A 13863-nucleotide genomic window follows, 5' to 3' on the forward strand; every position below is an offset into this window, starting at 1 on the left:
CTTGGGGACCGTGCCGCGGAGCTCCTGCTGGTAGAGCCGCAACCACACGAATGCGTCCGCGGAGGCCGGAAGGTGCTGGAGGGTCTGGCTGCCCTTGCGGACCACGCCGATCGTCTGGTCCTCGGGCGTGACCAGGCCCTGCTCGACGCCGGGCAGCTCAGAGGCGCGGGCGCCGGTGGAGATGTAGAACGCGATCAGGGCTCTGTCCCGGTTGCACTTCAACGCGGCGAACAGGTCGTTGAACGCCTGGTCAGGAATGGTCCGAGGGGTCGGCTTGGGTTCCTTGGGCTGATACGTGCCCCGGCGGGCGGGGCGCCGGAAGGGCTGCATCGGGTTGTGATGCGCATTCGGGCTACTTTCCTCGGCGGTACCGCCCTGAGGGAACGGATTGATCAGCGGTCGGCCGTGCGTCTCGCGGCGGTACTCATAGAACGACCGGATCACCGCGCGAGCGTGCCGCCTGGTCCGAGCGGCATGGTTCTCGCCGGGCGCGGCCTTCCCCGTGACCGGGTTTACCGAGCCTGGTGGGGGCGCGTCGGGGCGGCAAACTTCACGCACTTGCACTCCGGGTGCGTGAGCGCGAGTTCGTTGCAGGGCCGCCGGACGTCGCGCCAGAGAACCGCGGCGTCCGGTGGCCGTCCCCGCTCCGCTTGTTGTCGTCTCGCACGGCGCCGGGGGCCCAGGGGGCGGCATGGAGTGGCTGGTCGGCCCGCTGACCGAGGCAGGGTTCCGGGTCGCCGCTGTCGACCACCACGGCAACAACTTCGTCGACGGGTATGAGGCAGAAGGCTCCTGCTTCATCTGGGAGCGGCCCCGGGACATTTCGTTCGCCCTTGACGCTCTGGCGGGTGAGCAGCCGTTGGCCGAAAAGGGGGCGCAGCTGCTGACGGTATGAAGGTCCCCTTCCTGTCAGCGGCTCGGCCGGACAGCGACAGCTGTGCGGTGATGTGCCCCTTCCGCTTGCGCCGGGCCCCTGGCGCCCATGCTGCCGGGCACCGAGAGGAGCGCGCTGTACCAGACGTTGGCCATCTTGCTGTAGCCGCCCGCGTTCGGGTGCACTCCGTCTGCCAGGTCGGCGGTCGTAAGTGCCCGGTACATGTCAACCAGATGGACGTGCTTGCCGGCGTTTACCTTGCTCTGCACGATCGCGGGGATCGCCGCGTTGAAGGTACGGACGGTCGAGTCGGCGAAGGATATGGGGACGATCGTGGCCACGAAGACATCCGCATTGGGGGCCGTGGCGGTGATGTGATCGAGCAGGGTGGAGAGCCGGGCCGGTGCTCCGGCGGGGTCGTTACCGTACATGTCATTGGTGCCGATGTGCAGGAGTACGGTGCGCGGGGTGTATGTGCGGAGCCAGTTCACGACGTTGTTGTCGATCTGACTGATCGTCCACCCGGAGTGGCCTTCGTGATCTCGGTCGCCGAGACTGCTCGGACCGTTGGACATGGAACCGACGAAGTCGACGTTGCGGCCCCCTGCCACGAACTTCTGCCAGAGATCGACGCGGTAGCCGCCCGGTACGTTGTAACCGTCGGTGATCGAGTCGCCGAGCGGCATGACGCGCACTCCGCCGGCGGATGCGGCGTGGGCGGCGCCAGTTGTGGTGATCAGCGCGATGATCAGGGACGCGAGAGCGATGGAGCTGGTGATGAGGCGTCTTATTCTTGTCATGATCGCCTTCCTTGGTGGAGAGACCCCGGTGCCGCCGCTCGATCTCTGATGACTCCGGGCAACGGTGATGAAACATTCCGGAGTGTGTTCCGAACTTTTTCAGTCGGCAAGAGTCAAGACGCGCCATAGCGGGGCTGGGAGCACAGACGGCTGCGGGATGGCAGCGGCACAGGCGGCCGCCGCCCCCGCGAGTACTGCCATCCCGGCGTGGGGCCGGCACGCCGCTGCCGGCGTTCGCACTATCCTGCTGGCCTCTGGCTTGCCGGGGAGCCGGGCGGGAAGTCATCGGACGGGGCCTGCCCCTCGTTGTCCCCCGTGTCCGCGCACGCAGTCATCGAGCAGGAGTGCACCTTGGCCACCACAGCCCCACAAGGCGTCCCCCACCCGTCACCCGGGCCCGGTGCGATGCCCCTGCCTCCGGAGCTCGCCCCGGCGGCCGTCCAGCGGTGGCGAGCCTCCTCGGGGGCGGTGGTCGATCTGCTGGCCCAGGCGCGCGAGCTCGGTGGGGTCAGCGCGGTACGCCTCGGCCCGCGCCCCACGGTGTTGGTCACCGATCCGCAGGCGGTGCAGCACGTCCTCGCTCTCCATCCCGACCGTTACGTCAAGCGCTCCCACCGGGCCCGCGTGCTGGTCGGAGACGGGGTGCTCTCGGCCACCGGGGAGCCGTGGAAGCGTCAGCGCCGCCTCCTCCAGGCCCAGTTCACCGGAGCCGGAACCCGCCGCTACGAGCAGCGGATCGTCGCCGCCGCGCGTCGCGCCGCCGACCACTGGGCCACGTGCGCCCGTACCGGCACGCCGACCGACGTCGGCGAGGACATGCGCTTCTTCGCCCTGGACACCATCTGGCGCTCCCTCACCGGCCACCCCCTCGACGAGACCACGAACCGCGAGCTCGCCGCAGTCGAGGCGGTGGGGGCCGCCCTTCCGTCCACCCCCTCCGCGTCGACCGACGCGGCCGAGCTGCGAGCCGCCGTGGCCGCGGACCTCGCGAGGATCGACGCGGTCGCCGAACACGCGATCGCGGCCGCCCGCCGAGGAGAGGCCGGACCGGACGGTCCCGGCCTGCTGCGTGTCCTGGTGGACGCCGGGAAGACCCGCCCGGAATACACCGACCAGCTGATCCGCGATGAGCTGGTCACCCTGCTTGCCGCCGGTCACGAGACCACTGCCAAGACGCTGTCCTGGCTGTATCTCCTGCTCGACCGCCACCCCGAAGCCCGTCGCTGGGCCCTGGGCGCGGGACCCGCGGGCTCACCCGAGCGCGAGAGGGCCATCCGGGCTCTCGCCTCGGAGACCCTGCGGCTCTATCCGGCGGCGTGGCTGATCCCCCGTCACGCCACCGAGGACGACACCCTTGCCGGCTACCGCGTCGCGGCCGGCACCGACATCTTCGTCTGCCCGTACCTCACCCACCGCGACCCGGAACTGTGGCCCGAACCCGAGCGGTTCGCCCCCGAACGGTTCACCGCCGCGGACGAGGACCGCCCCTCCTCCCGGCACGGCGCGTACTACCCCTTCGGCATCGGCGCACGAGCCTGCCTGGGCGCGCAGTTCGCCATGCGCGAGATGGCCGTACTCCTGGAACATCTGCTGCCCGCCTTCACCCCCTCCTTCCACGCCACCCCGACCTCGGCCGTCTTCGGGTTCACCATCCGCCCCGACGGTCCGACGCCCGCCACCATCACCCCTACTCCGGACGCCCCATAGGGCCCCCGGTCACCTGCGAGCGGGTGGACCGCCGGTTCCCGCGACGCCTGCGCGGGCGGTTTCGTCGACGTGGAGCGTGAAGACGTCGGGGCGGGCGTAGTGGCCGGTGGGGTCGAAGTCGAAGCGGGCACGGGCCAGGTCGTCGAGGTCGAGTTCGGCCGTCAGGATGCCCTCGCCGTCGCGCAGTGGACCGGCCAGGACCTCGCCGAGCGGGGAGACGATGACGGAGCCGCCGCTGATCAGCACGGTGTCGGGCGCGTCGCCCTGGACGGGGTGGAGGTCGGCGGGCAGGGCGTCACGCCGTAGGTACTGGTTGGCGCTGAGGACGAAGCAGCGGCCCTCCAGGGCGATGTGCCGCATGGTGGCCTGCCAGGCGTCGCGATCGTCCACGGTCGGCGCGCACCACAGGTCGACCCCCTTGGCGTACATCGCCGTACGGAACAGGGGCATGTAGTTCTCCCAGCAGATGCCCGCGCCCAGGCGCGCCACGCCCGTGTCGACGACCTGGAGGGTCGAGCCGTCGCCCTGGCCCCACAGGTAGCGTTCGGCGGCGGTCGGCATCAGCTTGCGGTGCAGGCCCAGATAGCCGTCCGGGCCGAAGAAGAGCGCTGCGCAGTACAGGGTTCCGCCCTGGCGCTCGACCGCGCCGACGACGGCGTGACAGCCGAGTTCCCGGGTGAGGTCGGCCAGGGTGTCGACCTCCGGGCCGGGAATGTCGATGGCGGCGGCGTGATAGCGGCGGAACAGCTCACGGCCGGCCGGAGTGCGGCTGCCGACGGTGATGCCGAAGTCCAGCCCCTTGGGGTAGCCGCCGAGGAACGCCTCGGGCAGCACGACGACCTCCGCCCGGCCGACCAGGACGGCCTCACGGATCAGTTCCTCGGCACGGGCGAGGGCGGTGGGTGTGTCGAACAACGGGGCGGCCGCCTGGACGACGGCGGCAGTCAGGGTGGTCATGCCCTTGAGGCTAGGAATCCCGGGCTTCATTGAACAAACTAATGTCCACAATGATCGATATCTATGAGGCCGAATTCAGGAAGGCCGACCTGAATCCGCTGGTGGTCTTCGCCGCCTTGCTGCGGGAGCGCAGCGTCACCCGGGGCGCCGCCGCACTGCACCTGAGCCAGGGTGCGGTCAGCGCCGCCCTCGGTCGGCTGCGCAGGCTCTTCGACGACGACTTGTTCACCCGCACCCGCACCGGGGTCGAGCCCACCCCGCGCGCCATCGAGTTGGCCCGCCGCATCGAACCGGCCCTCGGCCTCATCCACGGCGCCGTCACCGCTCAGGACCGCTTCGGCCCGGCCACCGCGGTGCGCACCTTCACCCGGGGGATGTCCGACGGCCTGGAGGCGGCGCTGCTCCCGCGCATGCTGGCCGCGACGGCGATCCTGCCGGGCATCCGCCTCGCCGTACGGCAGGCCAACCGCAACACGGTCGCGGACATGCTCGACCGCGGCGAGATCGACCTGGCCATCGCCGCCTCACCCGCCCGCGGGGCCGACCACCGCAGCCGAACCCTGCTCGCCTCCGGATACAGGTGGCTGTTCAATCCGCGGCTGCTCCCGCTGACGCTCCCCCTCGGCCTGGACGACTACCTGGCCCACCCTCACCTGCTGATCTCCTACGACGGCCGCCGCGGCGTCGTCGACGACCTCTTGGAGGCGCGCGGACTGACCCGGCGAGTGACCGCCTCCACCACCCATTTCGCCGGCGCGGCCGTCCACCTCAGGACCGCGCCCGCCCTCGCCACCCTGCCCACCCACGCGGCCACTGTCTACGCCGCGGCCCTGGACCTGGCGACCACCGATCCGCCGCTGCCCATGCCCGAGTACGCGGGAGCCGCTCTGTGGCACACCACGACGACGGACGACCCCGCGTACGGCTAACGCACCGTCGTGTCCGTTTCCAGCGCGGATGCGGCCACCAGCGCCGACAGCAGGCCGGGAAAGCGCTCTTCCATCTCGTCCGTGCGCAACGCGTTCATCTTCGTCGTGCCCACGTAGTGCTGCCGGATCACGCCGGCCTCTCGCAACACGTTGAAGTGGTGGGTCAGGGTCGACGTCGAGACCCGTACGTCGAACGTGCCGCAGCTCATGCCCTCGCCGACCCGGGCCAGTTGGCACACCACAGCACGCCGCACGGGGTCGGTCAGTGCCTCCAGCACCTGCTGCAAGGACACCTCCTCCATGGCTGGGTGCTCGATGGTCCGTCGAGAGGTTCGGGGACGGGGCACGCTGACTCCTTGAGGCATGGGCTGCAGGCACCCATCGTACGACCGCGGTCGAACAAGCACCGGGTCCCGTCCGCGGCCGTACTGCGACTACGCGTAGAACCGGGAGACGCTCTGCAGCACGCAGGCCGGCTTCGGCGCATCCTCGATCTCCACGGTGCCGTCGACGGTGATCTGGACGCCGCCCGCGACCTCTTCGACCTCCGCGAGGCGGGCGATCAGGCGGATGCGGGAGCCGACCTTGACCGGGGAAGGGAAACGGACCTTGTTGAGGCCGTAGTTGACCTTGGTGGTGACGCCCTCGACCTCCAGCAGCTCCGTGAACATCGGGATGAACAGCGACAGTGTCAGGTAGCCGTGGGCGATGGGGGCGCCGAAGGGGCCCTCCTTGGCCTTCTCGACGTCGACGTGGATCCACTGGTGGTCACCGGTGGCGTCGGCGAAGGTGTTGACGCGCTCCTGGGTGACCTCGGTCCAGTCGCTGGTGCCCAGGTCGGTTCCGGCCAGCTTCTTCAGCTCGTCCAGGCCGTTGACGGTGGTGCCCATGGATGTCTCTCCGCTCGCTGAGGGTTCGCCGGGGTGGCTGGAGGGGGTGCTCAGTCGGCGCCGTGCATGCTGCGCACGCGGGCCTTGAGGAGCTTGCCGGAGGCCGTGCGGGGCAGGGTGTCCACGATGACGACCGACTTGGGGGTCTTGTACTTGGCGAGCCGACCGGCCAGGGAGGCCAGGACCTCGTCGGGGTCGAGCGCCGCGCCCTCCCGGGCGACGACGACGGCCCTGGGGACCTCGCCCCACTTGTCGTCGGGGACGCCGATGACGGCGCACTCGACGATGTCGGGGTGGGTGAGCAGGGCGTTCTCGACCTCGGCGGGGTAGATGTTCTCCCCGCCCGAGATGATCGTGTCCCCCAGCCGGTCGACGATGGTGGCGTAGCCGTCCTCGTCCACCCGGGCGGCGTCGCCGGAGCGGAACCAGCCGTCGGCGAAGGAGGCGGCGGTCTCCTCGGGCAGACCCCAGTAGCCCTGCATGACGTGCGGGCCGCACACGATCACCTCGCCGGTCTCGCCGGGCGCCACCGGGGTGAGGTCGGGGAGTACCACGCGCACGTCACTGAAGAAGTGCTGCACGCCGGCCGAGCCGACCTTGCTGACCGCGTGCTCGGCGTCCAGGAACAGGACGCCCGGGGACGCCTCGGTCATGCCGTAGCCCTGCATGAAGGTCAGGCCCCGCTGCTGGTAGGTGGCGATCAGGGAGATCGGCACGGGCGAGCCGCCGCAGGAGAGCATGCGCACCGACGACAGGTCCGCGTCGGCCCAGCGCGGGTGGCGGGCGACCTGGTCGAACATCGCCGGGACGCCGAACATGAAGGTGATGCGGCGCCGCTCGATCAGGTCGAGGGTGCCGCCCGGGTCGAAGGCGTCGGCCAGGACACAGGCGCCGCCCTTGAGCAGTACGGGGAGGGCCAGCATGTTCAGCCCGGCGGTGTGGAACAGGGGCGCCGAGACGAGGGCCACCTCGTCGGACGCGATGTCCTGGTCGATCAGGACGTTCACGGCGTTCCAGGTGAGGTTGGCGTGGGTGAGCATCGCGCCCTTGGGGCGGCCGGTGGTGCCGGAGGTGTACATGATGATGCAGAGGTCGTCCAGGCCGACCGGCTGGTCGATCGGGTCGGCCGGGGCCTCCTGGAGCAGGGTCTCGTAATCGGGTCCCACGGCGATGTGCGTCATGACGTCCGTCCGGCCGCGCAGGCCCTCCACCATGCCGCTGTGCGACGGGGCGTGGATCAGCGCCTTGGCCCCCGCGTCCTCCAGCTGGAAGGCGATCTCGGGCGCCGCCAGCCTGGTGTTGAGCGGGACGAAGACGGCGCCGAGCATCCCGGAGGCGAACATCGTCTCCAGGAAGCTCGGGTGGTTTGCGCCCAGGTAGGCGATCCGGTCGCCGTGCCGGATGCCGGCCGTGCGCAGGGCGTGGGCGAGGCGGGTGGTGCGCTCGTACAGTTCGGCGTAGCTGATGGTCCGGTCCTGGTGGACCAGGGCCGTGCGGTGCGGGGTCTTGCGGGCCCGGCGTACGGGCCAGGATCCCAGTCCCTCGTTGCGCATCGTTACGCCCCTTCGCGAGTTCTGCGAGTCCTACGGCTACGAGACTTGACGCTTGCGCGTCTCGACGCTCACGCGTCCTGGGACGTGGCCAGCCCGAGCAGGCGGGCCGCGTTCTCCTTGAGGATCTTCGGCTTCACCTCGTCCTTGATCGGCAGCTTCTCGAAGTCGGCGAGCCACCGGTCGGGGGTGAGGACGGGGTAGTCGGAGCCGAAGAGGACCTTGTCCTTCAGCAGGCTGTTGGCGTACTGCACCAGCTGCGGCGGGAAGTACTTGGGCGACCAGCCGGACAGGTCGATGTGCACGCCCGGCTTGTGGGTGGCCACCGCGAGTGCCTCGTCCTGCCAGGGGAAGGACGGGTGCGCAAGGATGATCTTCAGGTGCGGGAAGTCGGCTGAGACGTCGTCGATGTGCAGTGGGTTGCTGTACTTGAGGCGGATGCCGCCGCCGCCCGGCACACCGGCGCCGATGCCGGTCTGGCCGGTGTGGAACAGCGCGATGGTCCCGGTCTCCTCGATCACCTCGTACAGCTCGTAGGCGATCCGGTCGTTGGGGAAGAACCCCTGGATGCTGGGGTGGAACTTGAAGCCCCGCACCCCGTACTCCTCCACCAGCCGGCGGGCCTGCCGTACGCCCGCGCGGCCCCGGAAGGGGTCGATGCTGGCGAACGGGATGAGGACGTCGGCGTTGGCGGCGGCGGCCTCGGCGACCTCCTCGTTGGGGACCGGCTCGGTGCCGGTGGCGTGTTCGGCGTCCACGGTGAAGATGACGGCCGCCATCTTCCGCTCGCGGTAGTAGGCGGCGGTCTCCTCCAGGGTGGGCTTGCGCTTGCCTTCGACCTTGAAGTACGCGCTGGACGCCTCGTGCAGGTCCTCGGAGAGCGAGGCCCGCCCCTTCGACGACACTTCCGCATGGGTGTGGACGTCGATCGCGACGAGTTTGTCGGGGTTGATGGACGGCCGGTACATGGCGCTCACGCCCCCGGGATCTTCGGGGCCGGGATGCCGAAGCTCTGCGGGTCGGCGCCGACCGAGGAGTGCCAGGTGGCCGCGATGGTCTCCGGGGTCCAGCCGCCATCGGCGTAGGCGACCGCGACCTCCTGTGGGTGCGACCAGAGGGCGAGCTTGTCGCCGCCGATGCCGATGCACTGGCCGGTGACATCGCGGGCCGCCTCGGAGGCGAGGAACGGGATGAGGGCGGCGCAGTCCTCGGGGGTGCCGAAGCCCTCGCCCTTGCGCAGGAAGTCCGGCAGCGGCTCGCCGCCCCGGTTCGCCTCGATATAGGGGGCGAAGGCGGGGATGGTCTCGGTCATGGCGGTGGCGGCGACCGGGACGATCGCGTTGACGGTGATGCCCGCCCGGCCGAGTTCCATGGCCCAGGTGCGGACGAAGGCGGCGATGCCCGCCTTGGCAGCGGCGTAGTTCGTCTGGCCGAAGTTGCCCCGCTGTCCGGCCGGGGAGCCGACCAGGATCAGACTCCCGCCCTCGCCCTGCTCGCGCATCCGCACGGCGGCGGCGCGGGCCAGGGTGAAGGTGCCCTTCAGATGCGTGGTGATGACGGCGTCGAAGTCGTCGTCGGACATCTTCCACAGCACCTTGTCGCGGAGGATGCCCGCGTTGGTGACGATGATGTCCAGTCGGCCGAACTCGGAGACGGCCCGGTCGACCAGACGCTCGGCGGCCTCGGTGGTGCCGACCGCGACCGCCTCGGCGACGGCCGTGCCGCCGGCCTCGGTGATGGACGTGGCTGCCTGCCCGGCGACCGCCTCGTCGAGGTCGTTGACGACCACGGAGGCGCCAGCCTTGGCCAGGGCCGTGGCGTAGGCGAGGCCGAGGCCCCGGCCGCTGCCGGTGACGACGGCGACCTTGCCGGTCAGATCGGTGCGGGTGTTCGACACGGCTGGGTGTCCCTTCATGGGTACGAGGGTCTAGGTGGCCCGGGAGCCAGTACTCGACGCTCTTCGCGCCGCCCGTCGGCTCGCCCCGGACCGACGCCGTGAAAAGAAGCTATGACCAATCATTGTTGACGTCAATAGTTGTTGAAATCCTGAACGCACGTCATGCTGGAGCGGCTGGTACGCAATACGCTGTTGGCCCTCATGACGGCCCGGACCTTGGAGCAGGACATCGCTGACACGGCTGACACGGTGACGGCCGCGCCCTGGATGCGCGGTCTGAACGCCGACACGGGTTACCTCTTCTACCGGCTGGGACTGCGGTCGGGGCGACTGTTCAACGCCACCCTGGAGGAGTCCGGCCTGCGGCTGCGGCACTACGCGCTCCTGCGCTACCTGGCCACCGTCGACGGCGCCCTGCAGCGCGAGCTGAGCGACCGGCTGGGGTACGACCCGAGCGCCATCGTCAGCCTCGTCGACGATCTGCAGAAGCTGGACTTCGCCGAGCGGCGCCCCTCCCCCGGCGACCGGCGCAGCCGGGTCGTCGTCCTGACCGACCAGGGCCGCGAGGCGCTGCGGGCCACCGAGAAGGCGAGCCGGCGCGTCACCGATGACCTGCTGGGGCCGCTGGACGAGGACGAGCGCGCCGCCCTGCACGCCCTGCTGCTGCGGGTGGCCGAGCCGGAGCGGGGCTGACCGTGCCGACCGCACCCGGACCCGCCCCGCGCTCCGCCGCCGACCGGCTGCTGGATGTCCTGGCGGCGTTCGACCAGCGCAACCTGGCACTGTCGCTCACCGAGATCAGCCGCCGCGCCGACCTGCCGCTGGCCACCGCGCACCGCCTGGTGGGCACCCTCGCCCGCTGGGGCGCGCTGGAGCGCGACGAAGATGGCGACTACCACATCGGGCTGCGGCTGTGGGAGCTGGCCTCGCTCGCCCCACGCGGGGTGGGCCTGCGGGAGGCGGCGATGCCGTTCCTGGAGGACCTCTACGAACTGACCCACGAGAACGTCCACTTCGCGGTGCGCGACGGCGTGGAAGTCGTCTATATCGAACGCATCTCGGGACGTACGGCGGTGAAGGTGCGCAGCCAAGTGGGCTCCCGCTGGCCGCTGCACGCCACCGGGGTGGGCCTGGTGCTGCTCGCCCACGCCGACGCCGAGTTGCAGGACCGCGTCTGCGACTGGCCGATGCGGGCGTTCACCCCGCACACCGTCACCGACCCGGCGCGGCTGCGCCGGATGCTGGCGCAGATCCGGCAGACCGGATTCGCCGTCAGCGACCGGCAGATCACCACCGACGCCCTCTCGGTGGCCGCCCCCGTGCGCGGCCCGCGCGGCGAGGTGGCGGCGGCGGTGTCCGTGGTGGTGCACGCCGAGGACTGCCGCACGCAGACGCTGGTCCCCGTCGTGCGGGTCGCGGCGCGCGGCATCTCGCTGGCCCTCGGCTGGAAGCCGGACACCGAAGCGGCGTCGCCGACCGCCCCGGTCCGCCGCTGAGGGGCCATGTCCGGACACGCTGCCGGCCTCAGAACCGCAACACCGGCTTGATCGTCTCGCCGGAGACGGCGTCGCCGACCGCCCGCTGGATCTCCTCGAACTTGTAGTGCCTGACCAGCTTCTGGACCGGCATGCGGCCGGAGGCGACCAGGTCCACCAGGACCGGGAGGAGGGTCTCGCTCTCGCTGTCGCCGAGGGTCAGGCCCACCACATGGCGGCCGGGCAGCATGAAGTTGACATCCACCGGGACGGTGGAGCCGAACGCCGGGGCGCCGACCAGCACCGCGGTGCCCCGGGCGGCCAGGGCGCCGATGGCGGCACCGGCCACGCCGGTGTTCCCGGTGGTCTCGACGACGCCGTCCGCGCCCGTACCGCCGGTGATCTCGGCGATCGCCTCGTTCAGGTCCGTACTGCCCGTGGTGTCGACGGTGTGCGTGGCACCGAGCTCGCGGGCCAGCTCCAGCCGGTCGGGGACGCGGTCGACCGCGATGATGCGGGTGGCCGGGGTGAGGGTGGCGGCCATGACGGCCGACAGACCGACCGCGCCGGCGCCGGTGACCACGATGTCGGCGCCGGGCGCGGGCTTCAGGACGTTCCAGATGGCGCCCGCGCCGGTCTGCACGCCGCAGCCGAGCGGGGCCAGCAGGTCAAGCGGCGCGTCGGCAGGGACCTTGACCAGGCTGCGCTCGTCCACCAGGGCGTGGCGGGCGAAGGAGGACTGGCCGAAGAAGTGGCCGCCGAGGCCCTCGCCGCCCCGGGTGATGGTGGGCGAGCCGTCGGCGCGGGCGCCGCCGAGCAGGTTGAGCGGCAGCCAGGCGTCGCAGTAGGCGGGGTGGCCGCCGCGGCAGCCGCCGCATCTGCCGCAGGAGGTGAACGACAGCAGCACCTGGTCGCCGGGGACGACCCGGGTGACCGAGGCGCCGACCGCCTCCACCACGCCGGCGCCCTCGTGGCCGAGCACTCCGGGCAGCGGGAAGGGCAGCGCGCCCGCGGCGGCGCCGAGGTCGGTGTGGCACACCCCGGCGGCCACCATGCGGACGAGCACCTCGTCCGGGCGGGGCTCGGCGAGGTCCACCTCGGTCAGGGAGAAGCCGGCGCCCGCGGACTCGACGACGGCGGCAGTGGTGGTGGTCATGATGAGTGGACTCCTTGAGAGCGCGGTTCGGGCGACGTGCGGGGGGCGTCAGGCGAGGGAGATGACGACCGACTTGACCTTGGTGTACGGCTCCAGACCCTCGGGGCCGTACTCGCGCCCGTAACCCGACTGCTTGACGCCGCCGAACGGGACCGCCGGGTCGAGCATGGCCCAGTCGTTGACCCAGACGATGCCCGCCTGGAGCCGGGCCGCCACCCGGTGTGCGCGCGCGAGGTCGTTGGTGCACAGGCCCGAGGCGAGCCCGTACGCGGTGCTGTTGGCCAGCTCGACCGCCTCGTCCTCGGTGTCGAAGGACTGCACGGTCAGCACCGGGCCGAAGATCTCCTCCTGGACGGCACGGGAGTCGTTGGCCAGGCCGGCGATGACGGTCGGCTTGTAGTAGTAGCCGCCGCCCAGCTCCAGCCGCTCGCCGCCGGTGACGATCCGGCCGCCGTCCTCGCGGGCGATGGCCACGTACGTCTCGACGTTCTCCAGGTGCCGCGCCGCCGTCATCGGCCCGATGACCGTCGCCGGGTCGAACGGGTCGCCGAGCGGGACCCCCGCGACCGCTTGGGAGAGGATCTCCAGGACGGTGTCGTGGAGGGAGCGGTGGACGAGCAGCCGCGGGCCGCCCATGCAGAACTGGCCGGTGTTGAAGACGAAGCCCTTGATGACGGAGCCGATCGCCTTGTCCAGGTCGGCGTCCTCGAACACGATCTGGGCCGCGTTGCCGCCCAGCTCCATGGTCACCGGCTTCAGGCTCTGACTCGCCACGGCGGCGGCGAGCTTGCCGACCCGGGTGGAGCCGGTGAACGCGATCTTGTCGACTCCGGGGTGCCGCAGCAGCGCCTCGCCGACCGCGCCGCCGCCGGTGACGACGTTGACCACCCCGTCCGGAACCCCGGCCTCGGCGAGGATCTCCGCCATCAGCAGGGCGCTGAGCGGGGTGTCCTCGGCGGGCTTGTGAACCACCGTGTTGCCGGCCGCGAGCGCCGGGGCGATCTTCGAACTGCTGAGGATCAGCGGGAAGTTGAAGGGGGTGATCGCGCCGACCACGCCGAGCGGCTCACGGCGGGTATAGGCGTGCGACGGGACCGGGATCTGCCGGGTCGCGCCGTCGACGCTCTGCGCCAGCGCCGAGTAGTACTCGTACTCCTCGGCCGCCGTCGCCACGTCCACCGCGCGCGACAGCGTGACCGGCTTGCCGACGTCCACGCTCTCGACCGCGACCAGCTCGTCCTCGCGCTCGCGGATGACGTCGGCGACCCGGTGCAGAATGCGGGCCCGTACCCGCCCCGGGGTCCGCGCCCAGCCCTCGAACGCCCCGCGGGCCGCGTCGACGGCCGCGTCGAGGTCGGCGGCGTCCGCCTCGGCGACGGTGGTGATCACCGTGCCGGTCGACGGATCGACGACGTCCCGACGCCCCTTCGACTCGGCCACCCGCCACTGGCCGCCGATGAAGAGCCTGCCCGGCTCGATGTGCGGCCGGGTCACGGCGGAGACGTATCGCTCCCCGGATTCGGACATGGCCCGCTCGCCTTCCCGGTGCGGTCGCGCACCGCGCTGATGCCGGTCACACCCATGCGACCAACAGGTTTCCTGATGGTTACGCCCTCTCCCGCAGGAAA

The 13863-nt window shown here is 71.1% G+C and carries 14 protein-coding genes; 5 read left to right on the top strand and 9 right to left on the bottom strand.

The features are described from left to right. The first annotated feature begins 691 nt into the window (after positions 1-691). Positions 692-895, top strand: coding sequence for a hypothetical protein (locus tag PV419_RS05120; RefSeq protein WP_319686447.1), 204 nt, complete (start codon positions 692-694; stop codon positions 893-895). Between the two features lie 14 nt (positions 896-909). Here PV419_RS05120 and PV419_RS05125 read toward each other — a convergent pair whose 3' ends face one another. After that, a complete protein-coding gene (locus PV419_RS05125) occupies positions 910-1674 on the bottom strand; it encodes an SGNH/GDSL hydrolase family protein (protein WP_319686448.1) in 765 nt (254 codons plus the stop codon). A 405-nt stretch (positions 1675-2079) separates the two neighbouring features. On the opposite strand from PV419_RS05125, the gene PV419_RS05130 reads away from it, so the two are divergent. After that, positions 2080-3381 carry a cytochrome P450 gene (locus PV419_RS05130; RefSeq protein WP_415925239.1) on the top strand — a complete coding sequence of 434 codons (1302 nt, stop codon included), beginning with the start codon at positions 2080-2082 and terminating at the stop codon, positions 3379-3381. A gap of 9 nt (positions 3382-3390) precedes the next feature. Here the strand turns inward: PV419_RS05130 and PV419_RS05135 are convergent, their stop codons facing one another. Continuing rightward, the gene (locus tag PV419_RS05135; RefSeq protein ID WP_319686450.1) at positions 3391-4338 is read right to left on the bottom strand and encodes a nitrilase-related carbon-nitrogen hydrolase; all 948 of its coding nucleotides are present in this window, start codon (positions 4336-4338) and stop codon (positions 3391-3393) included. A 50-nt stretch (positions 4339-4388) separates the two neighbouring features. Between PV419_RS05135 and PV419_RS05140 the strand changes: the two genes are divergently transcribed. Further along, on the top strand, positions 4389-5267 hold the full coding sequence (locus PV419_RS05140) for a LysR family transcriptional regulator (protein ID WP_319686451.1): 879 nt from the start codon (positions 4389-4391) through the stop codon (positions 5265-5267). Here the strand turns inward: PV419_RS05140 and PV419_RS05145 are convergent. From PV419_RS05145 to PV419_RS05165, 5 genes are all read right to left on the bottom strand, one after another. Next, positions 5264-5569 carry a helix-turn-helix domain-containing protein gene (locus tag PV419_RS05145; RefSeq protein WP_319686732.1) on the bottom strand — a complete coding sequence of 102 codons (306 nt, stop codon included), beginning with the start codon at positions 5567-5569 and terminating at the stop codon, positions 5264-5266. The genes PV419_RS05140 and PV419_RS05145 overlap by 4 nt on opposite strands. Positions 5570-5701: 132 nt before the next feature. Next, positions 5702-6157, bottom strand: a complete 456-nt coding sequence (locus PV419_RS05150; RefSeq protein ID WP_319686452.1) for a MaoC family dehydratase — start codon at positions 6155-6157, stop codon at positions 5702-5704. A gap of 50 nt (positions 6158-6207) precedes the next feature. Continuing rightward, the gene (locus PV419_RS05155; RefSeq protein WP_319686453.1) at positions 6208-7710 is read right to left on the bottom strand and encodes a long-chain fatty acid--CoA ligase; all 1503 of its coding nucleotides are present in this window, start codon (positions 7708-7710) and stop codon (positions 6208-6210) included. Positions 7711-7778: 68 nt separating this feature from the next. After that, complete coding sequence (locus PV419_RS05160) at positions 7779-8675, bottom strand: amidohydrolase family protein (protein ID WP_319686734.1); 897 nt, start codon at positions 8673-8675, stop codon at positions 7779-7781. Positions 8676-8680: 5 nt separating this feature from the next. After that, on the bottom strand, positions 8681-9622 hold the full coding sequence (locus PV419_RS05165; protein ID WP_319686454.1) for an SDR family NAD(P)-dependent oxidoreductase: 942 nt from the start codon (positions 9620-9622) through the stop codon (positions 8681-8683). 183 nt (positions 9623-9805) lie between these two features. On the opposite strand from PV419_RS05165, the gene PV419_RS05170 reads away from it, so the two are divergent. Continuing rightward, positions 9806-10297 carry a MarR family winged helix-turn-helix transcriptional regulator gene (locus PV419_RS05170; protein WP_319686455.1) on the top strand — a complete coding sequence of 164 codons (492 nt, stop codon included), beginning with the start codon at positions 9806-9808 and terminating at the stop codon, positions 10295-10297. Next, complete coding sequence (locus PV419_RS05175) at positions 10294-11100, top strand: IclR family transcriptional regulator (RefSeq protein WP_415925240.1); 807 nt, start codon at positions 10294-10296, stop codon at positions 11098-11100. Before PV419_RS05170 ends, PV419_RS05175 begins: the two co-directional genes overlap by 4 nt. Before the next feature lie 28 nt (positions 11101-11128). Here PV419_RS05175 and PV419_RS05180 read toward each other — a convergent pair whose 3' ends face one another. Together PV419_RS05180 and PV419_RS05185 are read right to left on the bottom strand one after the other, a co-directional pair. After that, positions 11129-12235: an NAD(P)-dependent alcohol dehydrogenase gene (locus PV419_RS05180; protein WP_415925229.1), complete on the bottom strand. Its 1107-nt coding sequence runs from the start codon at positions 12233-12235 to the stop codon at positions 11129-11131. A 48-nt stretch (positions 12236-12283) separates the two neighbouring features. After that, on the bottom strand, positions 12284-13762 hold the full coding sequence (locus PV419_RS05185) for an aldehyde dehydrogenase family protein (protein ID WP_415925230.1): 1479 nt from the start codon (positions 13760-13762) through the stop codon (positions 12284-12286). Positions 13763-13863: the final 101 nt, after the last annotated feature.

Source organism: Streptomyces sp. ME19-01-6 (assembly GCF_033793745.1).
Taxonomy (GTDB): Bacteria; Actinomycetota; Actinomycetes; order Streptomycetales; family Streptomycetaceae; genus Streptomyces.